This is a genomic window from Variovorax sp. Soil_C_17 (assembly GCF_057657265.1).
Window position 1 is genome coordinate 260,234 of the sequence record NZ_JBDGIT010000004.1, and the last position, 22,705, is coordinate 282,938.

Below are 22,705 nucleotides of genomic sequence, written 5' to 3' on the forward strand. Positions count from 1 at the left end.
TGAAATGACCGTTTCGAAGATCGAGGTCGTGGCCGACCACCTGGTCCGCGCGCGCCGCGACAACACCCTGGCAGACGCCGCGCCGCTGGCCGAGGCGCTCGCCGACGCCGCCGATGCCTACGCGGTGCAGGAGCGCGTCGCGCTCGAACTCGGCTGGTTCGGCGCCGCGCCGCCGCGCTACTGGAAATCGGGCGGCGCCTCGCGCGACGCGGTGCTGACGCATGCGCCGCTGCCGCCGGTCGGCGTCTGGACCAGCCCGGCGCGAAGCGGAACCTGGCCCTTTCACCTGCGCGGCATCGAAGCCGAAGTCGCCTTGCGGCTGGCGCGCGATGTCGACGCTGCGCTCGCCGCCACGCTGGACGCGGACAGCGCCCGCACCCTGATCGATGCGATGGCCGTCTCGATCGAGCTCGTCGACTCGCGCTGGCGCGAGGCGCTGGAAGCACCCGCGCTGTGCAAGCTGGCCGACCTGCAATCGCATGGCGCGCTTGTGCTCGGCGACTGGAGAGCGTTCGAAGCGCGCGACTGGCGGGCGCAAAGCTGCCGCGTACGGATCGGCGCGCAGGCGGCGGTGGAGCGGCGCGGCACCCATTCGCTCGGCGACCCCGCCTTCCTGCTGCCGGCGTGGCTGCGTCATGCCACGCGCCAAGGCGCGACGCTGGTGGCAGGCACCGTCGTGACCACCGGCACCTGGGTGGGCATTCTTCAAGCGGCCGAGGGCGACCTCGTCACGGCCGAGTTCCCGGGCATCGGACAGGCGTCCGTGCAGTTGTAGACCCCAGAAATTGCGCAACAGCGAAAGAAGGAGACCCATGATCGCTCTCGACAACCATCCCAGCGGCCGCCACTTCCTGCAGATCCCGGGCCCCAGCCCGGTGCCGGACCGCATCCTGCGCGCCATCAGCCTGCCGACCATCGATCATCGCGGCCCCGAGTTCGCGACGCTCGGCAAGAAGGTCATCGCCGGGCTGCAGAAGGTGTTCCAGACGCAGCATCCGGTGGTCATCTACCCGGCGTCAGGCACCGGTGCCTGGGAGGCTGCGCTCGCCAACGTGATGAGCCCCGGCGACGCGGTACTGATGTACGAAACCGGCCACTTCGCGACGCTGTGGCAGCGCATGGCGCAGCGCCTCGGCCTGGAGCCGGAGTTCATCGGCCTGCCTGGGGTCGATGACACAGGTTTGCCGCGCAGCTGGCGCCACGGCGTGCAGGTCGATCTGATCGAGGCGCGTCTGCGCAAGGACCCCGAGAAGAAGATCAAGGCCGTGTGCGTGGTGCACAACGAGACGTCCACAGGCGTCACCTCCGACATCGCCGCAGTGCGCCGCGCCATCGATGCGGCCGGACATCCCGCGCTGCTCATGGTCGACACCATCTCGGGCCTCGCGAGCGCCGATTTCCGCCATGACGAATGGGGCGTCGACGTGACGGTCAGCGGTTCGCAGAAGGGCTTGATGCTGCCGCCCGGCATCAGCTTCAACGCCCTGTCCCCCAAGGCCGTCGAGGCCAGCAGGTCGGCGCGTCTGCCCAAGGCGTTCTGGGCCTGGGACGAAATCGTCGAGATGAACCGGGGCGGCTACTGGCCCTACACGCCGAGCACGAACCTGCTCTACGGTCTCAGCGAGGCGCTCGACATGGTGCTCGAACAGGGACTGCCGGTCGTGTTCGCACGCCACCAGCGCTGGGGCGGAGGTGTGCGCGCCGCGGTACATGCCTGGGGCCTGCCAACGCAATGCGCGGACGAACGCGTCCACTCGCCGGTGCTCACCGGCGTCATCACGCCGCAAGGCGTGGATGCCGATTCGCTGCGCCGGCTGATTCACGAACGCTTCGATCTCTCGCTCGGCGCGGGACTCGGCAAGCTCAAGGGTCGCATGTTCCGCATCGGCCACCTGGGCGACTGCAACGACCTGACGCTGATGGCCGCGCTGACGGGGGTCGAGATGGGCCTGAAGCTCGCGGGCGTACCACTGGCCGCCAGCGGCGTCGCGGCCGCCATGGATTTTTTCGCGGCGACACCGCAACCCAAAGGCCAGTCCACTGAATCACTGAAATCGGATCTGTGCTGTCCGCCCATTTCAATGATTCAATGGACTGGCAGGCGCCTCGCTTCAGGAGAACACCGCCTCGAAGTCGATGTCCTCGTCCGCAGGCATCTCCAGCCGCAGCGTGTTCTCGACGTGCGTCAGGTGCTCGATCATCAGCGCGCAGGCCTTGTCGGCATCGCGCGCCTCGAGCGCATCGACGATCGCGGTGTGCTCGTGGTGCGGGCATGCGGGCATGCCGGGCGCATCGTAGAGCGCAATGACGAGGCAGGTCAGCGAGCACAGCTCACGCATGTACTTGCCGAGATAGGGGTTCTGGGCGACTTCGGCGATCAGCGTGTGGAACTCGCCCGACAGCCGGATGATGGCGCGGCGGTCATTGCGCGTGCGCGCCTCGGATTCGAGCGCGATGTTCTTGCGCAGCCGCGCAAGCTGTTCGCGCCGCAGCGGCACGGCGCAGAGCTCGCGCATCAGGGCCGGCTCGAGCACCCGCCGCGCGTTGAACACCTGACGCGCCTCGGCCACGCTGGGGCTGGAGACGAAGGTGCCGCGGTTCGGTTCCACCGTCAGGATGCCGTCGTGCGAGAGCTTGGCGAGCGCGAGGCGGATCTTGGTGCGACTGACCCCGAACACGCCGGCCAGCTTTTCTTCCACCAGCTTGGTGCCGGGCGGCAGCCGGTGCTCCCAGATGGCGCCGAGGATCTTGTCGCCGATCTCGTCGACCGAGGCAGCCCCTGCCGGTTCTTCGTTCGCGCCGGCGATGGTCTTGGTCATATCTTGCCTCTTTTGCATTTCGCGTTCCGGCAAATTGTATAGCGGTTATGCGGCCAATCTCGCACCGAAATTGTTCCTGGCGTCAGCGCACCCCTCGGAGAGCAACGCGCTCATCGGTGTTTACCCCTAAGATTGCCTAAGTACAAAACAAATCCAACCGACGTACAAAATACTACTTGATTGCACATCGGTATTGACCTATTGTTCGCCCGTGCTTCCAACCCGCGCCCGATCAATCACTGGAGATTTCCGAATGCACGCCACCTTGCCCCTTCCCGCCAGCGCCGACCGCGCCGCCGGCGGCTCGTCGACCCGGCGCGTCGCCGCCGCCAGCCTTGTCGGCACCACGCTGGAGTTCTATGACCACTTCATCTACGGCTCGGCCGCGGCGCTGGTCTTTCCGAAGCTGTTTTTCCCGCAGAGCGAACCGCTGGTCGCCACCCTGCTCTCGTTCGCGAGCTATGGCGTGGCCTTCGCTGCGCGCCCCTTGGGCGCGGCGATCTTCGGCCACTTCGGCGACAAGCTGGGCCGCAAGTCGATCCTGTTCATCACTTTGCTGATGATGGGCTTGGCCACATTCCTGATCGGCTGCCTGCCCTCTTTCGCACAGATTGGGGTGATGGCGCCGATCCTGCTCGTCGTGCTGCGCATCATTCAAGGGCTCGCGCTCGGCGGCGAATGGGGCGGCGCGGCCATCATGGTCAATGAGCTCGACCCCGAAGGAAAGCGGCGCGGCCTGCTCGGCGCCGTGGTACAGATCGCCGCGCCCATCGGCCTGCTGCTGGCCAACGGGGCGTTCGCGCTCGTGACCTGGCAGGTGTCCGAAGAGGCCTTCCTGTCATGGGGCTGGCGCGTGCCGTTCCTGATGAGCGCCCTCCTGGTCGGCGTCGGGATCTATATCCGCCTGAACGTGCAGGAGTCCAAGGTGTTCGAGAAGGAAGCCAAGGGCAAGGAAGAGCATGCGCCCATCATGGAGGTGCTGCGCCACTACAGGCCGCAGCTGGCCATCGCCTTCTTCGCGCGCCTGGGCGGCGACATCGCCTTCTACGTGTTCACGCTGTTCTTGCTGTACTACGTGCCGACCAAGCTCGGGCTGCCCAAGAGCATCGCGCTCAATGCGGTGCTGCTCGGCGCCGTCGCGCAGATGATCTTCATCCCGGTGGCAGGCTGGCTGTCGGACCGCATCGGCCGGCGCCCGGTGCTCATCATGGGCGGCATCGGCGGCGCGCTCTGGGCCTTCGTCTTCATGCAGCTCGTGCAGACCGGCAGCCCCGCGGCCATCATGCTGGCTTCCTTCGTCGGCATGGTGCTGGTGTCTTTCATGTTCTCTCCGCTCGCCTCCTTCCTGCCCGAGCTGTTCGCCACGAAGGTGCGCGTGACCGGCGCCTCGCTCGGCTTCCAGTTTGCCGGCGTGTTCGGCGGCGCCCTGGCCCCGCTGATCGCCACCGGGCTGATCGCGAGTTTCGGCTCGACCACACCGGTCGCCATCTATCTCGCCGTCGTGTGTGCCCTGATCGCGGTGGCCGCCTTCGCCGCGCGCGAGACCGCGCACATCGACCTCAAGGACGCGGGCCGATGAGTGCCGCCCAGGAAAAAGGAAGCTCCGTGGAACCATTCGATACCGTCGTTCGCAACGGACTCATCGCCACCGCCTGCGACACGATGGCCGCCGACATCGGCATTCGCGATGGCCGGGTGGTCGCGCTCGGGCAGGGGCTGGCACGCGGCACCCATGACATCGATGCCAGCGGCATGCTCGTGCTGCCGGGCGGCGTCGACGCCCACTGCCACCTTGACCAGCCGATGGATGAGGGTCTGAAAATGGCCGACGACTTTCTCTCCGGCACGCGCTCCGCGGCCTGCGGCGGCACCACCACCGTGATCCCGTTCGCCGCGCAGATCAAGGGGCAGTCATTGCGCGCGGCGGTGGATGACTACCACCGGCGCGCGGGCGAGAAGGCGCTGGTCGACTACGCCTTCCACATGATCGTGACCGACCCGACCGAGGCGGTGCTGAAGGAAGAGCTTCCGGCGCTCATTGCCGAGGGCTACACCTCCTTCAAGATCTACATGACCTACGAGGACATGAAGCTGGACGACCGCCAGATCCTGCGGCTGCTGGCGGTGGCGCGCCAGCACGGGGCGTTGGCCATGGTCCATGCGGAGAACGCCGACTGCATCGCCTGGCTCAGCGAGGCGCTCGAAGCCGCCGGGCAAACGGCGCCGAAGTACCACGCCGATTCGCGGCCGATGGTGGTGGAGCGCGAGGCCACGCACCGCGCGATTGCGCTGTCCGAACTGGTCGACGTGCCGATCCTCATCGTGCACGTGTCGGGTCGCGAGGCCATCGACCAGATCCGCTGGGCCCATGCGCACGGGCTGCGCATCTACGCCGAGACCTGCCCGCAATACCTGTTCCTCACGGCCTCGAGCCTGGACGAGGGCTACGAAGGCGCCAAGTGCGTCTGCAGCCCGCCGCCGCGCGACAAAGCGAACCAACGTGTCGTGTGGGACGGGTTGTCGGACGGACTGTTCACCATCTTCTCGTCGGACCATGCGCCCTTCCGCTTCGACGATCCGCAGGGCAAGAAGCCGGGTGGCAAGGAAGTTCCGTTCCCCTACATTCCGAACGGCATCCCGGGGCTCGAGACGCGACTGCCGCTGCTGTTCTCGGAAGGTGTGCGCACAGGGCGCATCACGCTGAACCAGTTCGTCGCGCTGACGGCCACCAACCCTGCGAAGCTGTATGGGCTGAATCCGCGCAAGGGCACGATCGCGATCGGGTCCGATGCCGACATCGCGATCTGGGATCCGCACAAGGAGGTCATCATCGAGAACCGCAGGCTGCATCACGACGTGGACTACACGCCGTACGAGGGCATGCGCGTGACGGGTTGGCCGGTGACCACGCTGGTGCGAGGCGAACGCGTGTGGGATGGCGACAGGGTCTGTGCGCCGCGGGGGCATGGCCGTTTTCTGCCCTGCGGCAAGCCGGACATGGCGCGTCCGAAGGTTGTGGACCCGGCCGCCGGCGGGCACTATGTGGCCAACCTTCCCGACGCGCTGGGCAAGCTGGCGCAATCGAAACGTGCTTGAACTCGACGCATCGCAGATCGCGGCCCGCATCGGACGGGGGGAGGTCGACCCGGGCGAACTGGTTGCTGCGTTCCAGCAGCGCATCGCTGAACGCAATCCGGCACTCAACGCCGTGGTGGGCGACTTGCCAACCAACCTGAATGCCGAGGTCGCCGCGCTGCGCCAGCGCATCGCGCGCGGCGAGCGGCCGCCGCTGGCCGGCGTTCCGGTGGTCGTGAAGGATGTGATCTGGGTGCAGGGCCAGCGCGTGACGCAGGGCTCGCTCTTGTTCGAGGACTTCGTGGCGGCGCAGGACGCGGTCGCGGTCGAACGGCTGCGGCGCGCCGGCGCGCTGGTGATCGGCATGGGCAACAGCTCCGAGTTCGCCTGCAAGGGGCTCACGACCAACAAGGTCTATGGCCTGACGCGGCATCCGATGGACCTCTCGCTGACGCCCGGCGGTTCGTCCGGCGGTTGCGCGGTCGCAGTGGCTGCGGGGCTGGCGCCCTTGGCGCTCGGCACCGACGGCGGCGGCTCCAGCCGGAGGCCGCCCGCCCATGTCGGTGTGGTGGGCTTCAAGCCCTCGTTCGGCGCGATTCCCGATCCCATCGGCTTCCCGCATGCCTTCGTTGGCCTGCAGACGGTGGCGCCGATCGCCCGCACGGTGCGCGATGCCGCGCTGATGTTCGAGGCAATGGCCGGTGCGGACGCGCGCGACCCGCAATCGATCGACCTGCCCGTGCGGCCGCTGCGCCGGGCCGCTGAATTGCGCATCGCCTTCAGCCCGCGCCTCGGCCTGGAGGTGCCGGTCGATGCCGACGTCGAGGCCTGCATGGTGCAGGCCATCGAGACGCTTCGAGGCGCCGGCATGAAGATCCTGCGCGACGACCCCGTGTGGCCCGCGGGCGCCGACGAGAACGCGCTGATGCCGCTGCAGCATGTGGGCCTCGCCCACCTGTTCGGCGAAGCGTGGAAGCGCGATCCCTCTCGCTTCGACGCCGATGTGGCGCGCCAGATCGAGCGCGGGCTTCAATGGAGCGGCGCGGACGTGGCGCGGGCGCGCGAAGCAGGGCTGCAGATCGCGCTCACGCTCGGCGAGTTCTTCACTCGCCACGACCTGCTGATCTGCCCCACCACGCCTTGCGTGTCCTGGCCCAGTGACCGCCTCGGCCCCGATCGCATCGGCGGCGTCGCGGTCGAGCCGCGCGGCCATGCCGTCTTCACGCCTTTCGTCAACCATGCGATGGCGGCCGCGATCTCGGTCCCTTGCGGCCGGGGACGCGACGCCCTGCCGGTCGGCATGCAAGTCATTGCGGCACGCGGCAACGATCGTCAACTCCTCGAAGCCGCGACAGCCATCGAAGCCGCGCTCGCAACCGCAGGGAACTGAATCATGCGAATCCTCGTCCTCAACCCGAATACCAGCCAAGGCATCACCGACCGCCTGATGGCCGCCGCCCGTCCGGCCGCCGCAGCCGGCACCGAACTCGTCGCATTGACGGCACCGCGCGGCTTCCCCTACATCGCCACCCGCGCCGAGGCCCAGATCGGCGGTGCCGTCGCACTCGAGATGCTGGCCGAGCAGCACGGAGCATTCGATGCGGCCATCATCGCGGCCTTCGGCGACCCGGGCTTGTTCGGCGCGCGCGAGCTGTTCGACATTCCGGTGGTCGGCATGGCGGAGGCCGCGATGCTCACTGCCTGCATGCTCGGCAGGCGCTTCGCCATCGTGACCTTCGCCCAGGCGCTGGGGCCCTGGTATCAGGAGTGCGTCGAGTCGCACGGCCTCACCGGCCGGCTCGCCGGCATCCGCATGCTCGACGGCCGGTTCAACTCCGTGTCCGATGTGCAGGACGAGAAGGAACAGCTGCTGGTCGACTTGGCGAACCAGGCGGTCACCGAGGACGAGGCCGATGTGGTCATCCTCGCCGGGGCGCCGCTTGCGGGGCTGGCCGACAAGGTGAAAGATCGCATCCCGGTTCCCGTTGTCGACCAGATTGCGGCTGCGGTGAAGCAGGCCGAAGCGCTGGTCAGCCTCAAGGTGCGCAAGGCGACCGCGGGGACGTTCCGGCGGCCGGCCTCAAAACCGGCCATCGGCTTGTCCGGACCTTTGACCGCATGCTTCGGGCATCATCCGAAGTGACAGGACACGGTGCCGAACTCGCCGTAGTCGGCCACCACCGTGTCGCCCTTGGCCACATCGATGGGCCGGATGAAAGACCCGGCCAACACGACCTGTCCGGCCTCCAGCGAAATGCCGAAACGGTGCAGCCGGTTGGCCAGCCAGGCCACGCCGTAGCCCGGATGATTGAGCACGCCCGCCGCCAGGCCGGTCTCCTCGACCTCCCCGTTGCGGCTCACGATGGCGCCGATGCGCCGGATATCCGCGTCGACGATCGCCGGCTTGAACGGGCGTCCGCCGAGCACCAGCGCTGCGTTCGCGGCGTTGTCGGAAATGGTGTCGAGCACGGTGCGCGTGCGCTTCGTCTGCGGGTCCACGCGCTGGATGCGCGCGTCGAGGATCTCCAGCGCCGGCGTCACGTACGCGGTGGCGTCGAGCACGTCGAACAGCGTGCAGTCCGGGCCCGACAGCGGCTTGGCGAGCACGAAGGCAAGCTCGGCCTCGATCTTCAGTTGCAGGAAGCGCTCGGACGGAATGACCGCGCCATCGCGATGGAACATGTCGTCGAGCAAGGTGCCGTAGTCGGGCTCTGCGATGTTCACGGCGCGCTGCATGGCCTTGGAGGTGAGCCCGATCTTGTGCCCCTTCACCGTGCGGCCGTTGCGAATCTTCAGCTGCATCCAGGCGTGCTGGATCGCATAGGCATCCGCGATCGTCATGTCGGGGTGGTCCAGCGAGAACTGGCGGCAGGCCACGCGGGTGCGCTCTGCGTCCTCCAGGCGTTGCGCGGCCTGCGCGAGGGCTGCGTCGGCCAGCGTCATGAGAGGGCCTCCTCGGCCTGCACCACGTTGCGCAGCACGCCTACGCCCTCGACCTCGATTTCCACGACGTCGCCCGGCTGCAGGAAGCGCGGCGGCTCGAAGCGGATGCCGGCGCCGGTCGGCGTGCCCGTCGCGATGATGTCGCCCGGCTGCAGGGTGGTGAAGGTCGACAGGTAACGGATCAGGTAGGCGAAGTCGAACATCAGGCTCGCGGTCGTGTCGTCCTGCCGCGTCTCGCCGTTGACGCGCGTCTGCACGCGCAGCCCGCCGTAGCCCTGCGGGAACTCGTCGGCCGTGGCGATCCAGGGGCCGATGGCGCCGGAGGCGTTGAAGTTCTTGCCCTGCGTCACGTTGAACTTGGCATGGTGGACCCAGTCGCGGATCGTTCCTTCGTTCATGCAGGTCAGGCCCGCGATGCAGGCCAGGGCCGCGTCGCCCGACACGCGACGTGCGCGGCGGCCGATGACGATGGCGATCTCGCCCTCGTAGTCGAGCTGCTTCGATTCGAGCGGTTGCAGCAGCGGCTGCCCGTGGCCGACGAAGGACTCGGACACGCGCATGAAGAGGCTGGGGTATTTGGGCAGCTCGCTGCCGTCCTTGTACTCGGCGTTTCGGTTGGCGTAGTTCACGCCGATGCAGAAGATGCGGCGCGGCCGGGCGATGGGCAGCGCGACCTCGACATCGGCCAGCGCATGGTCCGGCGCCGCGCCTTCGGCCGCAGCGCGCGCCTGCGCCATCGCCGCCTCGCCTCCTTCGAGCAGTGCGGCCACCGAGGCGATGCCGGGCAGGCGCCGGCCCAGGTCGACGACGCCGTCGCCGGTGACGCAGCCCCAGTGCGGGGCGCCGTCGTGCAGATAGCTGATGAGTTTCATGGGGTCTGGAATCCGAAGAAGCGGGCGGGGTTGTCGACGAGGATCTTGTGCAGCGTGGCGGGGTCGGGCGCGAAGCGGTAGAGCAGTTCGAGCAGCTCTCCCTCGTTCGGCGGCTGCTTGACCGACACGGGATGCGGCCAGTCGCTGCCCCATACGCAGCGCTCGGGCGCGGCCTCGATCAGCCGTTGCGCGAGCGGCACCACGTCGTTCCAGGGCGCACCGGTCTTCGAGAGCTTCTCGGACAAGGACAGCATCACCCAGAAGTTGCCACGCTCGAACAGCTCCAGCATGCGCGCGAGGCTGGGATCGGCCTCGCCCCGCGAAGGATCGGCGCGGCCCATGTGGTCCAGCAGCACCGGCACGTCGAGGGCTTCGAAGGCGGCGAGCTGCTCCGCAATGCCGTTCGCCTCGGGCTGCACCTTGACGTACCAGCCCAGCTCCTTGATCCGGGCGAAGGCGCGCGCCTGCTCGTCCGCGCTCAGGCGGATGCCGAGGCCGCCGCGGGTGAAGCGCGCGCCGCGCACGCCGGCGTCGTGCAGCTTCTGCAGGTAGGCGTCGTCGCGCTCGACCAGCACCGCGGCGTTGGCGCAAGCCAGGTAGCGGCGCGGTCCACGGCCGTTCAGGCCTTCCAGCGCATCGAGCACCACCGTGTGGTCGGCGCCGTAGGTGGTGGCCTGGACGATCACGCCGCGCTCGATGCCCAAGGTGGCATGCAGGGCCTGGGCGACCTGCCATGTGGCCGTGGGCATTTCATAGGCCGCGCCGGGGCGCACCGGGTATCGCTCGCGCGCGCCGAAGACATGGAACTGGCTGTCGCAGGCGAGCGGCGGCGGCAGGGGCACCGGCGCGCGCGGATGCGGATCGAAAGGGAGGTAGTCGGGCATATCTTGTTAGGCGGTCGGACGTTCAGGCGATCCAGGCAGTGAAGCTGCACTCGATCAGCTTCCCCATGTCGAGCTCCGGCGCGACGATCGCGTGGCGCGCCGGCCGCGAGGCGGAATCGGGAAACATCTCGAGCCAGGGCACGTTGAGCGCGGGGCGTTGGCTGCGATCCTTCATCCAGACCGTGAGCTTGACGATGTCCGCGGTGCTGCCGCCCGCGGCCTCGACGATGCGACGCACGTTGTCGAGCATGAAGCGGCACTGTTCCTCGACGGTCGCGGCGGGCTTGCCGGTCGCCGGGTCGTTGCCCTGGATGCTGCCGCTCTCCAGCAGCGGCCCGACGCGGCATGCCGCGGGGATGGGGTTCCTGTGGGAGAAGCCCTCGACGTAGATGCTGGTGCGCGCGGCCGGCGCGGCGCGGCCGAGCGGCGAGTGGGCGTGGCTGCTCATTCCGCGGTGATGTTGGCTTGCTTGATGATGGGCATCCACCGGGCGTCCTCCTTGGCGAGGAACGCCGTGAACTGATCCGGCGTGCTGCCGCGGGCTTCGGAGCCCAGGGCCTGGAAGCGCGCTTGCACTGCCTTGTCCGCAAGGATCGTCTGCAGCGCATCCGACAGCCGAACCACGATCTCCTTCGGCGTGTCGCGCGGCGCCAGGATGCCCGTGAAGGTCTCGGTGCTGAAGTCCTTGAAGCCGGCTTCCTGCAAGGTCGGCACGTCGGGCAGCTGCGGCAGGCGCTGGGGCGAACTCACAGCCAGTGCGCGCGTGCGGCCCTGCTGAATGAAGGGGCCGGCCACCGACACCTGGTCGAAGTTGAACTGCACTTGGCCGCCCAGCAGGTCGGTCGTGGCCGGGGCATTGCCCTTGTAGTGCACCGTGGTCCAGCGCGCGCCGCTCTCGCGCTGCAGGTACTCGCTGAGCAGGTGGTTCGTGGTGCCGGCGCCGGGGGAAGCCATCGTCAGTGCATTGCCCGGCTTCTTGCCTGCGGCCACCAGCTCGGCCACGGTCTTGTAGGGCGTGGACGGATGCACCTGCAGCACCAGGGGCGTGAACGACACGGAGCTGACCGGCGCGAAGTCCTTCTTCCAGTCGTAGGCGTTGCGCTTGAAGATCGTCGGGGAGAACAGGATGGGGCCGTTCGCCCCCATGAAGAAGGTGTAGCCGTCGGGCTGCGCCTTGGCGACGGCCTCGCCGGCGATCATGCCGCCCGCGCCGGGGCGGTTCTCGACGACGAAAGGCTGCTTGAGAACGGCCTGCAGCTGTTCGCTGATGATGCGTGCGGCACCATCGACGTTGCCGCCGGGCGGATAGGGCAGCACGAGCTTGACGGGTTTGTCGGGCCAGGTGCTCTGGGCCACGGCGGGCAGCAGGGTCAGCGCGGCACTGGCGGCGAGGAAAGCGGTTGCTAGTCTCAAGATGATGTCTCCGAAAGCGCCGTGGGATCGCGGGTGAGGACCCCGTTTCGGCTTGCCTCTACTGTAGGAAGCGCAAGCACGATGCTGCAATGCAATAGCTGCGCTTTGTTCCACATGGTGGACGTTATGTGAAGATCGCAGAAGCGCGTATCCGCGCCACTGCCGACAATCGCCTCAGTCCCAACCCGAGAGGCCCCGCCATGTTCATCGAAGCCGGCGCGCTGTCGCCCGAAGCCACCTACCGACTGATGAGCGGCATCGTCGTGCCACGCCCCATCGCCTGGATCACCTCGCTGTCCGAGCGCGGCGTGATCAACCTGGCGCCCTTCTCCTGCTTCACCTTCGTGTCGAACAAGCCGCCGCTGCTGGGCGTGAACGTGGGCCGCAAGGCGGGCCGGCGCAAGGACACCGGCGCCAACATCCATGCGCTGAAGGAGTTCGTCGTCAACATCGGCGACGCTTCACAGATGGTCGCGATCCACGAGAGCAGCGCCGAGCATGCGCCCGACGTGAGCGAGACCGAGCTGCTCGGCCTGCGCACCCTGCCCTGCAACACCGTGCGCGTGCCCCGGCTCGCCGACGCGCCGGTCAGCATGGAGTGCAGGCTCGAGCGCGTGATCGAATTCGGCAACACCGGCGCGGAGTTCATGGTGGGCGAGGTCATGATGTTCCACTTCCGCGAGGGCCTGGTGCATGACGGCAAGGTCGACACGAAGGCGCTCGATCCGGTCTGCCGCATCGGCGGGCCGAACTATGCGACGCTGGGCGAAATCGTCACTCTGCGCGGCATGCAGCAGACGCCCAAGTCGGTGATGAATGGAGATGACGCAAGCCGATGACGTGGCCGCCACCGCCGGCGCGCAGAGCGTGCGCCGGGCGCTGGCCGTGTTGCGCGTGGTCGCGACCGGTCAGGAGCGCGGCGTTCGCCTGACCGACGTGGTGAGCCATACGGGCCTCAACCGTCCGACCGTGCATCGCCTGCTGCGGGTGCTGGTCGAGGAAGGCGCGGTCGAGCAGGACCCGGCGACGCGCCGCTACCTCATTGGCGGGGATGTCTCGCTGCTGGGGCTGGCGCGCTCGGCACGCTTCCCGATCCGCGCCATCGCCGAGCCGCACCTGCGCTACCTCGCCGAGTCCCTGGGCGACACCACCTTCATCACGATCCGCCATGGTGCCGACTCGGTCTGCATCGACCGGCGCCCCGGGAGCTTTCCGGTGAAGGTGCTGTCGATCGAGATCGGTGCGCGCCGGCCGCTGGGCGTCGGCGTCAGCGGCCTGGTACTGCTGGCGTCGCTGCCGGAAGCGGAGGCTGCCGAGATCGTTCGGCGCAATGCGCGGCGGCTGCACGCGCTTCACGTCGATCCGGCGGAGCTGCTGGAGCGAGCTGCCGGCACGCGTGCGCTGGGTTATGCGTATGCGCCGGCGGGCGTGGTGCCGGGTTCCCGCGCCATCGCGGTGCCGGTGCGCCTGCCGGACGGTCGCACGGTGGCCGGACTGGCGATGGCCACCATCACCGAGCGCTTGCCGGACGAGCGGGTGCCTGGCGTGGTGAAGCAGATGCAGGAACGCGCGGCCTTGATCGGGGCCCAGGCTGGGGAGATCGCGCGGCGGAAGCGGTGAGGGCCGGCGCAGGCGTCATTGCGCCTGGCGACATCAAAGCGGCCCGCGTGCCCAAGGTCCCCAGATCGCGAAGGTGATGCCGGGTTGCTGCACGTTCACGAACAGCACCTTGCCGGCCGGATCGAAGCAGGCGCCGCAGAACTCGCTGTTGCGGTAGTCGCCCGGCGCAACCATCTTGCCGGCCGCAGTGATCTGGTCCGCGCCGAGATTCACGTTGTGGCGCGCGAACACGAAGCTTCCGCCGTCCGAGGTCAGGCCAACCATGCGCTCGATGCGGCCCTGACCTTGGTCGTCGACGCCGCCGCCGTCCTCGCAAAGCAGCACCCCGCCGCGCGGGCTGATCGTGATGTTGTCCGGATTGTTGGCGGCCAGCGCATGGAGCGACACGAAGACCGCCTTGAGTATGCCGGTGGCGAGGTCGTACTCCCACACCGCGCCTTCACCGTTGCCGCCCTCCCCCGCGGCATTGACGCCGGTGGCGGTATCGACGATGAAGAGCTTGCCGTCGTGATACCAGATGCCTTCACCGCGTGCCATGCGCAGGCCGCCTTGCGCCCAGCCCTGCGCAAACGGGCCGGCCACCGTTGTGGTGCCCGCAAAGCCCGGGAGCACCGTCGAGACCGGGTTCGCATCGGGATCGGCGATGTCCACCCATTCGAGCCTGTGCGTGTCGCCGGTCGAGGCGACATTGAGGTCGGCGTTGGCCCGGCCGACCACCTTGGCCATCTGCAGCTTGCCGCCCGCTTCGTAGCTGCCCGGGCGGCCGCTCGGATCGTTGGGGATGAAACGATAAAAGCCCGACTTGTTGCGGCTGTCTTCGGTGAGGTAGGCGAAGCGCGTCTTCGGATCGACGGCGACGGCCTCGTGGCTGAAGCGGCCCATGGCGACGATCGGCTTGCCCGTGGTCTCGGCTGCGTTGACCCGCACCTCGAACACGTAGCCGTGCTTCTTGCCGCCTTGCGGCTCGAGGTTGCTGCCGGTCTCTTCGCAGGTGAGCCAGGTGCCCCAGGGCGTCGGACCGCCGGCGCAGTTGGTGAGGGTGCCGCCCAAGCTTGCCTCCATGCCGACCCACTGGCGGCCCTTGAAGCGCAGGTTGGTGGTTCCGCCGCCGGCAAACCGGCCATTCACGCTGCTGGCGGCAGTGTCGTACATGGCCGGCGCCCGGATCGGGGCTGCCGACTGGCCGCGCTCGTGGTTGCGCACCAGCACCACGTCGACACTGCTGCCGCGGCCGTAGGAGGCGACCACCGCCATGCCGTCGTGGTTGCTCGGGCACGGTTGGCCGTCGTTCATCTGGTCGCCGGTCCAGCCGTAAGAGCGGTAGGCGAAGCCTTCGGGCAACTGCAGCAGCGGCAGGCCCGTGGCTTCGTCGAGCGCCGGTGCGACCGGGCCATAGGGGCTGGCGACGAGGCCGGTACTGCCGGTGGCGGCATTGGCGTTGCGGGCCTGCAGCGCCTGCATGGTGCCGATGAACGAGAGGGCCGCGACCGATGTCGAGCCGCGCAGGAAGCCGCGGCGGGATCTGAACGACATGAAAACTCCTGTTGTGGATGTGGGGTGCCCTGCATTGGAGAGTGTCGCGGTGTCAGTGCCATTACAACGACGCAGCGCTGAACCGTTCCCGCTCACGACGGCCTGGCTCGATGGTTCCTGGGCTCATCCTCAGCCCATTGCCCGCCCCTCGCCTTTGCGCTGCATTCCCCGCGCAGTCTCTCCCACGGCCGCCCTCAACGATTGCACCATCGGATGCCCCGCCAGCTCCTTCAGAGTGAAGAAGCTGACGGGCGGCAGGCTCCAGCTCAAGCGATGGGGGAGCGCCGCCAGGTGCCCCGCCTGCTCCATCTCCATCACCACGTCACGAGCCAGGATGGCGATGGCGTTCGGCTCGGTACGCAGCACCGTCTCCATGCTGCGCATCGACGTCGTCTCCAGCATCGGCACGGGGGGCTGCACGCCGGCGCCCACGAAGATCGCGTTGTAGGTTCTGCGCATGGGCGTGTTCGGCGGCGGCAGGATCCAGTCGAGCTGCGCCAGCCGCGACCAGTCCAGCGGCCCGCGCGACAGCCGCTTGACGCTCTTCGCGGCCACCACCAGGCACGGCTCCTGCTGGTAGATCGCCTCCTGCACCAGGCCCGTTGCATCTCCGTCGTAGGAGCGGCCGATCGCGCAATCGAGCTCGCGCGCGACCAGGCCCGCGACGAGCTCGTCCGTCGTGCCCTCGCGCGTCATCACCGCCATGCGCGGGGTGCGATCCAGCAAGTGAGTGAGCGCGGCGGACAGCAACTGCTGCGGCACCTGCTGCGTCAGGCCCAGCCGCAGGCGTCCGCTGCGGCCTGCCTCCAGTGAGGTGAGCACGCGCGTGGTGGACTCCAGTTCCGCGAGCCAGCGCCGCGCGTAGTGCAGCACCGCCTCGCCCGACGGCGTGGGGACCAGCCCACGGCTGGTCCGCTCGAAGAGGGTGCTGCCGAAGATGTCTTCCGCCTCGCGCAGTGCCTTGGTGATGGCGGGCTGGCTCAAGCGCATCTCGGCAGCCACGCGGCCCAGCGTGCGATGGCGGTCGATGGCCTGCAGCAGCGAGAGCTGGCGCAGCTTCAGGCGGGAGAGCAGCGCGTGCTGCAGCTCGGCGGCGGGGTCGCGGGCAGTCGGCAAGCCATAACTCCTGGGTTATCGGGCCATCAGAATTTAATGCACTTCAGTGAACTGCGCCGCCTAGACTTTCTTCATGGACGCAGCCATCGCATCGAAGCTCACGGCCCTTGCGGCCGGCCTCCTGGACGTGCTCGACGAGGCGCGCAGCGCCAGCGCCGCTCTGCGCCAGGTCGATCTGTATCGGGGCCGGATTGCCGGCGACAGCATCTTCAGCATCCAGCAGAACGTGACGACGGAGAGCGACCCGGTCGACGAGATCCGGCTACGCCGCTTCTATTCGTCCGAGGCGCAGCACTACCCGGTGGACGGCGTCAAGCGCAAGACGCCCGGGCCGTGGACCGAGTGCCTGTTCCTGCAGGGTCGCGTATTCGTCGGCGAGGGGGAAGAGGCGCTGGCGCGCCATTTCGATGATTTCGAGCAGATGCGCATGCACGGCCTCCAGAGCGTGATCAACGTGCCCCTGCTCCAGGGCGATCTCTGCTACGCCACCTTCAACGTCTTCGGCACCCGACCCTGTTGGCTGCCGGAGGAAGTCCTGGGCATCCGCCTGCTGGCCCTGGCCGCGGCGCGCTGGGTGCCCGCCGCGCCCGGCCTGGCGTACCGCTTCAGGGGCGCGCGCCTCAGCTCACCCATGGAGGCTTGACCATGCAAAGCAAAATTCCTGTCGTGATCGTCGGCGGCGGCCCGGTGGGCCTGTCGATGGCGATCCTGCTGCAGCGCTTCGGTGTCGACTTCGTGCTGCTCGAACGCAGCGCGACGACCACGGACCATCCGAAGGCCCGAGGCACCTACACGCGCACGATGGAGATCTTCCGCCAGTGGGGCATCGACGGGCAAGATGAAGCGCCACGCGCTGCCGGACGGCTCCGATTTCTTCACCTTCTGCGAATCCATGACCGGCCACGAGTGGGGCCGCACCAACCCCGAGCCGAACGTGGGCCACTCGCCGTGCTGGAAGATCATCCAGTCGCAGGACACGGTGGAGAGGGAACTGCTGGACCACGCGCGCAAGAGCGAGGTGGGCCGCTTCCTGTTCGGCCACGAGTTCCTGCACTACGACGAGGGCGCCGGCGGCATTGCGGTGACCGGCCGCAAGGTGGATACCGGCGAGACCGCCACCTGGCAAGCCCAGTACCTGATCGCCGCGGACGGCGCCGCCAGTTCGGTGCGCCGGCAGGCCGACATCGAGATGCGCGGCCCGGCCGCGCTGGCCGTGATGGCCAACGAGTTCTGGCAGGCCGACCTCTCGCACGTGCGCGACGCCGCCATCTGCGCCGGCTGGCGCGTGTATGCGAAGGATTCGCCCTACCCCATCACGACGGTGCTCAACACCAACGGCAAGGACCGGTGGCTGAGCCTGCTGCCGGTGGGACGCGAGGTGGACGAGCGCATCGGCGAGCGTTCCGACGACGAAGTCGTGCGGCTCGCCCGCACCGTCGCCGGCGTCCCCGACCTGGACGTGAAGGTGATCAACCGCTCGGTGTGGCGCATGAGCCGCCAGGTGGCGGCGAGCTTCCGCAAGGGGCGCGTGCTCCTGGTGGGCGACTCGGCGCACCGCTTCCCGCCGAACGGGGGCTACGGCATGAACTCCGGCATTCAGGACGCGCACAACCTGGCGTGGAAGCTGGCCTTCGTGCTCAGTGGACGCGCCAGCGCACGCCTGCTGGACAGCTACGAGCGCGAGCGCCGCCCCGTCGCTGAATCGAATGCCGACTTCAGCCTGCACAACGCCGCGCGCTTCGCCCAATGCGACGAGGCCTTGCGTTCCGGCAATCCGGAGCGCATCGGCTTCTGGATTCGCGACAGCGACAACCACATCCACAGCATCGGCCAATCGCTGGGCTTTTGCTATGAGGACGGTGCGGTGATCCCCGACGGCACCGGCAGGCACCTGATGCGGCCGCGCTGGTACGAACCCACCGACCGCCCAGGCGCACGGTTCCCGCATTTGTGGCTGGACTTGGCACGGCGGCACACCACGCTGGACTGGTTCGACCAGGAGTTCGTGCTGGTCGCCGGCCCGAAGGCCGATGACTGGATGGAGGCGGCGCGTGCCGTTTCCGGCAGGACGCGGCGCACCGTGCAGGCGCACCAATTGAATGACTCGCACGAGAAGGACGGCCTGCTGCTCGGCCTGCGCGGCGCGGTGCTCGTGCGGCCGGACGGGCATGTGGCCTTCCGGATGCCGTGGACGCCGCCGGATCCCGCGGCCGAGTTGTCTGCCGCTCTCGCCAAGCTGCTGGACTGACGCCATGCCCGTCACCGCACTGCACCACTACACGATCCGCTGCACGCCGGACGAGCTGCCGCCACTGGTGGACTTCTACACGCGTGTGATGCGCTTGCAGGCCGGGGCGCGGCCGGAGATCCCGGCGCCCGGTGCTTGGCTCTATGCGGAGGACCAGCCCATCGTGCACCTGTATGCGCATTTGTCGAAACCGGACACGGCGGTGGAGCCGGTCACCGGCCACATCGATCACATCTCGTTTCGCTCGCACGGATTGATGGAGATGCGCGAACACCTCGATGCGCTGGGCGTGCCTTTCACCGAGGCTCCCATCCCCGGCTGGCAGATCCATCAGCTGTTCCTGCGTGATCCCCGGGGCCTGAAGATCGAGATGACCTTCTGGATGGATCAGGAAAAGGGAGCCGCGGCATGACCGACTTCGTGCAGGCCGGTGAGGTGCGTGTCGCCTTCGAACGCGCAGGCCACGGCCCGGCCCTGGTGCTGATGCATGGCGCGGAAGCATCGCGGCAGATGTTCGCCGCGCTGGTGCCGCACCTCGCGAAGCACTTCAGCGTGATCTCCTACGATCAGCGCGATTGCGGCGACACCGAGGGGCCGGAACGCGCGGCGACGCTGGCCGACCTGGCCAACGACGCGCACCAGTTGATCAGGGCGCTCGGATTCAAGCGCGCGCACGTGTTCGGCTCGTCCTTCGGCGGCAGAGTGGCGCAAGCCCTGGCACTGCTGCATCCGCGCTCGATCGATCGCCTGGTCCTCGCCAGTACCTGGCCGCTGCCGCGGCCGTATGAGGAGCTCGTTCCCGACGCACGCCGCCTGGCCGAACTGCGGCAGGGACTGCCGGAAACGGCCGAGGAACTGGCCACGTGGTTCTTTCCCGAGGACTTCCTGCGCCAGCGCCCGGAGCTGCGGCGCGTTTTTGCGAACGCCCGGCCGGCGTCGGCTCGGTTCGAGCGGCGAGCGGCCACCGTGACGACGACGCTGGACAACGGGGTCGCGGACATCGTGGCGCCGACGCTCGTGCTGGCGGGCGAACTGGACCGCGTGGTGCCGCCGACGGTGACGCTGTCCATGGCGGGCCGCATCCGCGGTGCGGATGCCGTGCTGCTGCCGGCCATCGGGCATGTGACGGCAATACAGGCGCCGGAAGTGCTCGCCCACCACATCCTTCGCTTCCTGAATCCCGCTGGAGTCAAGCCATGAACACGATGCTGCAGACTGCACCCGCAAGATCATCCGACTACATCCGCATCGAAGGCCTGTCCAAGCGCTTCGGCGGAGGCCATGATGGCGTGCTCGCGCTCGATCAGATCGACTGCAGCATCGAGCAGGGCAGCTTCGTCACCATCGTCGGCCCGAGCGGCTGCGGCAAGAGCACCCTGCTGCGCATCCTGGCAGGCCTGCTCGGCTACGAGGTCGGCAGCGTGCTGCTCGACGGACAGCCGATCCATGGCACACGGCGAGACGTGGGGGTCGTGTTTCAGAATTCCATACTGCTGCCCTGGCGCACCATCCTCGAGAACGTCATGCTGCCGGCCGAGGTGATCGGCCTGGACATGCGTCAGGCGCGCGAACGGGCCCTGCAGTTGCTGCACATGGTCCGCCTCGACGGTTTCGAGCACAAGCTGCCGCGCCAGCTGAGCGGCGGCATGCAGCAGCGCGCCTCGATCGCGCGGGCACTGCTGCACGACCCCAAGATCCTGCTGATGGACGAGCCCTTCGGTGCGCTGGACGCGATGACGCGGGAGCGCATGAACCTCGAGCTGCAGCGCATCTGGATGGAAAGCGGCAAGACGGTGGTGCTGATCACGCACTCCATTCCCGAGGCTGTGTTCCTGGGTGACAAGGTGTTGGTGATGTCGCCTCGCCCGGGCACGCTGGAGCGTGTGCTGCCCATCGACCTGGCGCGGCCGCGAACGATGGAAGTGATGTCGGCCCCGGCGTTCGCGTCCGCCACCGCCTCCATCCGCGAGCGCTTCTCGCATGCCGCTTCGTTCGACTGAAAGGGTGCTGCCATGACCACGGCCATGTTCGCCACAGATGCTGCGCAGCACGATGATTCCGCCGCCGAGCCGGCAAAGGCCCCGCGAGTCCGCCGCGCCAACCCGCTGGCATCGACCCGCGTGCAATCGATCCTGCTTTTGATCACGCTGCTCGGCTCATGGGAGGCGGCCGTGCGGCTGTTCAAGGTGCCCAAGCACCTTGTCCCGCCGGTCAGCGACATCGGGGTCGCGCTCTGGCGCGGCCTGGCCACGGGGCCGTTGGCGAAGGACGGCTTCTGGTACCACGGCGGCATCACGCTGGCCGAGATCCTGCTGGGCTTTCTCATCGGCGGTGGCATCGGCCTGGCGATCGGCATCGTGGTCTCGCAGATGCCGAAGCTGGAGGCGCTGCTGGAACCCTATGTGGCTGCGCTGCAAAGCGTGCCCAAGGTAGCGGTGGCCCCGATCATCGTGGTCTGGCTCGGCTTCGGGATCAGCTCCAAGGTGATGATCATCTGCTTGCTGACCTTCTTCCCGGTGCTGGTGACCAGCATCGCGGGCTTCAAGGCAGTGGACCCGGATCGCGTCGACCTGCTTCGCTCCTTGTCCGCCACGCCCTGGCAGATCTTCCGCAAGGCCAAGTTCCCGAGCGCCCTGCCCTACATCTTCGCGGGCTTGAACATGGCCGCGGCCTTCAGTGTGGTGGGCGCGGTGGTGGGGGAATTCGTCGGGGCCCAGGCCGGCCTGGGCGTGCTGATCCTGCAGATGGAGGCGCAAGCGGACACCGGCGGCAGCTTCGCGGTGTGCGTCGTTCTCTCGGTGATCGGCATTGCGCTGACCGCGCTGCTGCGTCGCGTGCAGCGGCGGGTGCTGCACTGGATGCCGGCCGACACCTCGCAGCGCACCGTGAACGTCTAGATCCGCACGAGCTGTTTTCTTTCAACGCGGCCGGCGGGTGCCGGCAAGGAGTGGACCATGTTGACACGACGTGATTTCGGCCTGGGCCTGGGTGCCCTCGGACTCGCCGGCGGGCTGCCGGCACTGGCGCAGAACCTGCGCATGATGAAGGTGGCGAACACCGCGGCGGTCAATGACCCGCAGCAGTGCTTCGTGACCTCGGGTCAGCATCCCAAGCTGAACTTCTACAAGCCCGGCGGCGTAGACGTGGAGTACGTCAACATGTCGAGCATGACGCAGGCGCTGCAAAACCTGCGCGCGGGCCACGTGGACTTCGGGCCCGCCGTGCCCGGCATCCTGCTGCCGGCGATGGCCAAGGACCCGACGCTGGACCTGGTGAGCGTCTACAAATGGCTGCCGCGCAATGCCAACGTCATCGTGGTGAAGCCAGGCAGCCCGATCAGATCTGCGGCGGACCTGGCGGGCAAGCGCGTCGGCGTGCGCAGCCAGGGAGACAGCGGGATCGTGGTCACCAAGACCATGCTCGCCGAACTGGGGATGAAGGACGACAAGTGCGAATACATCGCCATCGGCGACGGCGCACCGGCCGGCGCGGCGATCGACAACGACCGCGTCGATGCAATGGTGAGCTTCGACACCGCGGCCGCCCGCATCGAGCTTGTCGGCACTCCACTGCGCTATGTGCCGCTCACGCCGAAGTTCGCGCAGCTCGGATCGGGCTGGATCTGCGTGCCGCGCAAGCTGCTGAAGGAGGAGCGCAAGAACCTGGTGGCGCTGTTCCGCGGCATCGCCAAGTCCACCATCTTCGCGCACGCCAACCTCGACGCCGGCATCGACCTGCACTGGGCCGTGTACCCCGAGAGCCGGCCCAAGGGCCGCAGCGAGGCAGAGGCGCGCAAGGAGCTGGCCTTCATCCTGAAGGATCGCAAGAACAGCTGGCTGCGCCGGCCGGACGATTCGGACCAGCGCATGGGGGCTTCCTCGCTGGCCGAGTGGAAGTCCAACATTGAAATGGCTGCCGAGAGCAGCAAGAACCCCAAGCTGGCCGAGGAGCTGGGCGATCCGAACCGCCTGTTCAGCAACGAGCTGATCGACGAGATCAATGCGTTCGACAAGCAAGCGGTGGTCGAGATTGCGCGGTCGTTCAGGTTGTAGGCCTCATGCACGGCAGCACGACGCGCAAATCGCGGGTTCGCTCATCGGGCGGCGGCTACGCAGCTTCGGACTCCTTCTTTCAGCGTGCTGCCCGCGCCGTAGCGGCAGAATGAAGAGGCTGTCTGCCGAG

Annotated in this window: 22 protein-coding genes and 2 pseudogenes; 16 read left to right on the forward strand and 8 right to left on the reverse strand. The window is 68.0% G+C overall.

Going from position 1 to position 22,705, the window contains the following annotated elements; all coding sequences use genetic code 11:
* Positions 1-4 precede the first annotated feature (4 nt).
* Both AC3A6Y_RS21305 and AC3A6Y_RS21310 read left to right on the forward strand, forming a co-directional pair.
* The gene (locus AC3A6Y_RS21305; protein ID WP_487870214.1) at positions 5-775 is read left to right on the forward strand and encodes a fumarylacetoacetate hydrolase family protein; all 771 of its coding nucleotides are present in this window, start codon (positions 5-7) and stop codon (positions 773-775) included.
* 37 nt (positions 776-812) lie between these two features.
* A pseudogene (locus tag AC3A6Y_RS21310) lies at positions 813-2,015 on the forward strand (pyridoxal-phosphate-dependent aminotransferase family protein); the annotation flags it as partial.
* A 96-nt stretch (positions 2,016-2,111) separates the two neighbouring features.
* On the opposite strand, the gene AC3A6Y_RS21315 reads toward AC3A6Y_RS21310, so the two are convergent.
* Positions 2,112-2,837 carry a GntR family transcriptional regulator gene (locus tag AC3A6Y_RS21315; RefSeq protein WP_487870512.1) on the reverse strand — a complete coding sequence of 242 codons (726 nt, stop codon included), beginning with the start codon at positions 2,835-2,837 and terminating at the stop codon, positions 2,112-2,114.
* 235 nt (positions 2,838-3,072) lie between these two features.
* On the opposite strand from AC3A6Y_RS21315, the gene AC3A6Y_RS21320 reads away from it, so the two are divergent.
* Genes AC3A6Y_RS21320 through AC3A6Y_RS21335 form a run of 4 tightly spaced genes read left to right on the forward strand, consistent with a single transcriptional unit; the run spans position 3,073 to position 8,037 of the window.
* Positions 3,073-4,398: an MFS transporter gene (locus AC3A6Y_RS21320; protein ID WP_487870215.1), complete on the forward strand. Its 1,326-nt coding sequence runs from the start codon at positions 3,073-3,075 to the stop codon at positions 4,396-4,398.
* A 26-nt stretch (positions 4,399-4,424) separates the two neighbouring features.
* Positions 4,425-5,915, forward strand: coding sequence for a dihydropyrimidinase (hydA, locus tag AC3A6Y_RS21325; protein ID WP_487870216.1), 1,491 nt, complete (start codon positions 4,425-4,427; stop codon positions 5,913-5,915).
* Positions 5,908-7,284, forward strand: coding sequence for an amidase (locus AC3A6Y_RS21330; protein WP_487870217.1), 1,377 nt, complete (start codon positions 5,908-5,910; stop codon positions 7,282-7,284). Before hydA ends, AC3A6Y_RS21330 begins: the two co-directional genes overlap by 8 nt.
* A gap of 3 nt (positions 7,285-7,287) precedes the next feature.
* The gene (locus tag AC3A6Y_RS21335; RefSeq protein WP_487870218.1) at positions 7,288-8,037 is read left to right on the forward strand and encodes an aspartate/glutamate racemase family protein; all 750 of its coding nucleotides are present in this window, start codon (positions 7,288-7,290) and stop codon (positions 8,035-8,037) included.
* Here the strand turns inward: AC3A6Y_RS21335 and hpaH are convergent.
* The 5 genes from hpaH to AC3A6Y_RS21360 are packed head-to-tail and all read right to left on the reverse strand — an operon-like array spanning position 8,025 to position 12,006.
* Positions 8,025-8,837, reverse strand: a complete 813-nt coding sequence (gene hpaH, locus AC3A6Y_RS21340; protein WP_487870219.1) for a 2-oxo-hept-4-ene-1,7-dioate hydratase — start codon at positions 8,835-8,837, stop codon at positions 8,025-8,027. The two genes, AC3A6Y_RS21335 and hpaH, sit on opposite strands and share 13 nt — an antisense overlap.
* Entirely contained in the window at positions 8,834-9,709 is an 876-nt protein-coding gene (locus tag AC3A6Y_RS21345; protein ID WP_487870220.1) for a fumarylacetoacetate hydrolase family protein, read from the reverse strand. Before AC3A6Y_RS21345 ends, hpaH begins: the two co-directional genes overlap by 4 nt.
* Positions 9,706-10,593 (reverse strand): amidohydrolase family protein, encoded by an 888-nt coding sequence (locus tag AC3A6Y_RS21350; RefSeq protein WP_487870221.1) that lies wholly within the window; start codon positions 10,591-10,593, stop codon positions 9,706-9,708. Before AC3A6Y_RS21350 ends, AC3A6Y_RS21345 begins: the two co-directional genes overlap by 4 nt.
* A 22-nt stretch (positions 10,594-10,615) precedes the next feature.
* Entirely contained in the window at positions 10,616-11,041 is a 426-nt protein-coding gene (locus AC3A6Y_RS21355; RefSeq protein WP_487870222.1) for a RidA family protein, read from the reverse strand.
* Positions 11,038-12,006, reverse strand: coding sequence for a Bug family tripartite tricarboxylate transporter substrate binding protein (locus AC3A6Y_RS21360; protein WP_487870223.1), 969 nt, complete (start codon positions 12,004-12,006; stop codon positions 11,038-11,040). Before AC3A6Y_RS21360 ends, AC3A6Y_RS21355 begins: the two co-directional genes overlap by 4 nt.
* A 200-nt stretch (positions 12,007-12,206) precedes the next feature.
* Between AC3A6Y_RS21360 and AC3A6Y_RS21365 the strand changes: the two genes are divergently transcribed.
* Complete coding sequence (locus tag AC3A6Y_RS21365; protein ID WP_487870224.1) at positions 12,207-12,845, forward strand: flavin reductase family protein; 639 nt, start codon at positions 12,207-12,209, stop codon at positions 12,843-12,845.
* A complete protein-coding gene (locus AC3A6Y_RS21370) occupies positions 12,829-13,626 on the forward strand; it encodes an IclR family transcriptional regulator (protein WP_487870225.1) in 798 nt (265 codons plus the stop codon). Before AC3A6Y_RS21365 ends, AC3A6Y_RS21370 begins: the two co-directional genes overlap by 17 nt.
* 33 nt (positions 13,627-13,659) lie before the next feature.
* Here the strand turns inward: AC3A6Y_RS21370 and AC3A6Y_RS21375 are convergent, their stop codons facing one another.
* Positions 13,660-15,159, reverse strand: coding sequence for a PhoX family protein (locus AC3A6Y_RS21375; protein WP_487870226.1), 1,500 nt, complete (start codon positions 15,157-15,159; stop codon positions 13,660-13,662).
* 129 nt (positions 15,160-15,288) lie between these two features.
* Positions 15,289-16,275 carry a LysR family transcriptional regulator gene (locus AC3A6Y_RS21380; protein ID WP_487870227.1) on the reverse strand — a complete coding sequence of 329 codons (987 nt, stop codon included), beginning with the start codon at positions 16,273-16,275 and terminating at the stop codon, positions 15,289-15,291.
* 73 nt (positions 16,276-16,348) lie between these two features.
* Between AC3A6Y_RS21380 and AC3A6Y_RS21385 the strand changes: the two genes are divergently transcribed.
* The 8 genes and pseudogenes from AC3A6Y_RS21385 to AC3A6Y_RS21420 all read left to right on the forward strand — a co-directional run bounded on the left by AC3A6Y_RS21385 (position 16,349) and on the right by AC3A6Y_RS21420 (position 22,575).
* On the forward strand, positions 16,349-16,918 hold the full coding sequence (locus AC3A6Y_RS21385; protein WP_487870228.1) for a GAF domain-containing protein: 570 nt from the start codon (positions 16,349-16,351) through the stop codon (positions 16,916-16,918).
* A gap of 2 nt (positions 16,919-16,920) precedes the next feature.
* Positions 16,921-17,094 (forward strand): annotated as a pseudogene (locus tag AC3A6Y_RS21390) (FAD-dependent monooxygenase); the annotation flags it as partial.
* 19 nt (positions 17,095-17,113) lie between these two features.
* Positions 17,114-18,523 carry an FAD-dependent monooxygenase gene (locus AC3A6Y_RS21395; RefSeq protein WP_487870229.1) on the forward strand — a complete coding sequence of 470 codons (1,410 nt, stop codon included), beginning with the start codon at positions 17,114-17,116 and terminating at the stop codon, positions 18,521-18,523.
* Between the two features lie 4 nt (positions 18,524-18,527).
* Positions 18,528-18,935: a VOC family protein gene (locus AC3A6Y_RS21400; protein WP_487870230.1), complete on the forward strand. Its 408-nt coding sequence runs from the start codon at positions 18,528-18,530 to the stop codon at positions 18,933-18,935.
* Positions 18,932-19,723 (forward strand): alpha/beta fold hydrolase, encoded by a 792-nt coding sequence (locus tag AC3A6Y_RS21405; RefSeq protein ID WP_487870231.1) that lies wholly within the window; start codon positions 18,932-18,934, stop codon positions 19,721-19,723. Before AC3A6Y_RS21400 ends, AC3A6Y_RS21405 begins: the two co-directional genes overlap by 4 nt.
* Positions 19,720-20,523, forward strand: coding sequence for an ABC transporter ATP-binding protein (locus tag AC3A6Y_RS21410; protein ID WP_487870232.1), 804 nt, complete (start codon positions 19,720-19,722; stop codon positions 20,521-20,523). The genes AC3A6Y_RS21405 and AC3A6Y_RS21410 overlap by 4 nt, the downstream gene beginning before the upstream one ends.
* Positions 20,524-20,535: 12 nt before the next feature.
* On the forward strand, positions 20,536-21,420 hold the full coding sequence (locus AC3A6Y_RS21415; protein ID WP_487870233.1) for an ABC transporter permease: 885 nt from the start codon (positions 20,536-20,538) through the stop codon (positions 21,418-21,420).
* A gap of 57 nt (positions 21,421-21,477) precedes the next feature.
* Positions 21,478-22,575: an ABC transporter substrate-binding protein gene (locus AC3A6Y_RS21420; RefSeq protein WP_487870234.1), complete on the forward strand. Its 1,098-nt coding sequence runs from the start codon at positions 21,478-21,480 to the stop codon at positions 22,573-22,575.
* The last annotated feature ends 130 nt before the right edge of the window (positions 22,576-22,705 follow it).

Bases quoted from the DNA above. Each gene is read 5' to 3' on its own strand.
- AC3A6Y_RS21355 (WP_487870222.1), bottom strand. From the start codon at position 11,041: ATGAGCAGCCACGCCCACTCGCCGCTCGGCCGCGCCGCGCCGGCCGCG.
- AC3A6Y_RS21385 (WP_487870228.1), top strand. From the start codon at position 16,349: ATGGACGCAGCCATCGCATCGAAGCTCACGGCCCTTGCGGCCGGCCTC.
- AC3A6Y_RS21315 (WP_487870512.1), bottom strand. From the start codon at position 2,837: ATGCAAAAGAGGCAAGATATGACCAAGACCATCGCCGGCGCGAACGAA.
- AC3A6Y_RS21415 (WP_487870233.1), top strand. From the start codon at position 20,536: ATGACCACGGCCATGTTCGCCACAGATGCTGCGCAGCACGATGATTCC.
- AC3A6Y_RS21375 (WP_487870226.1), bottom strand. From the start codon at position 15,159: ATGTCGTTCAGATCCCGCCGCGGCTTCCTGCGCGGCTCGACATCGGTC.
- AC3A6Y_RS21410 (WP_487870232.1), top strand. From the start codon at position 19,720: ATGAACACGATGCTGCAGACTGCACCCGCAAGATCATCCGACTACATC.
- AC3A6Y_RS21395 (WP_487870229.1), top strand. From the start codon at position 17,114: ATGAAGCGCCACGCGCTGCCGGACGGCTCCGATTTCTTCACCTTCTGC.
- AC3A6Y_RS21405 (WP_487870231.1), top strand. From the start codon at position 18,932: ATGACCGACTTCGTGCAGGCCGGTGAGGTGCGTGTCGCCTTCGAACGC.
- AC3A6Y_RS21365 (WP_487870224.1), top strand. From the start codon at position 12,207: ATGTTCATCGAAGCCGGCGCGCTGTCGCCCGAAGCCACCTACCGACTG.
- AC3A6Y_RS21400 (WP_487870230.1), top strand. From the start codon at position 18,528: ATGCCCGTCACCGCACTGCACCACTACACGATCCGCTGCACGCCGGAC.
- AC3A6Y_RS21335 (WP_487870218.1), top strand. From the start codon at position 7,288: ATGCGAATCCTCGTCCTCAACCCGAATACCAGCCAAGGCATCACCGAC.
- AC3A6Y_RS21305 (WP_487870214.1), top strand. From the start codon at position 5: ATGACCGTTTCGAAGATCGAGGTCGTGGCCGACCACCTGGTCCGCGCG.
- AC3A6Y_RS21370 (WP_487870225.1), top strand. From the start codon at position 12,829: ATGACGCAAGCCGATGACGTGGCCGCCACCGCCGGCGCGCAGAGCGTG.
- AC3A6Y_RS21345 (WP_487870220.1), bottom strand. From the start codon at position 9,709: ATGAAACTCATCAGCTATCTGCACGACGGCGCCCCGCACTGGGGCTGC.
- hpaH (WP_487870219.1), bottom strand. From the start codon at position 8,837: ATGACGCTGGCCGACGCAGCCCTCGCGCAGGCCGCGCAACGCCTGGAG.
- AC3A6Y_RS21420 (WP_487870234.1), top strand. From the start codon at position 21,478: ATGTTGACACGACGTGATTTCGGCCTGGGCCTGGGTGCCCTCGGACTC.
- AC3A6Y_RS21350 (WP_487870221.1), bottom strand. From the start codon at position 10,593: ATGCCCGACTACCTCCCTTTCGATCCGCATCCGCGCGCGCCGGTGCCC.
- AC3A6Y_RS21320 (WP_487870215.1), top strand. From the start codon at position 3,073: ATGCACGCCACCTTGCCCCTTCCCGCCAGCGCCGACCGCGCCGCCGGC.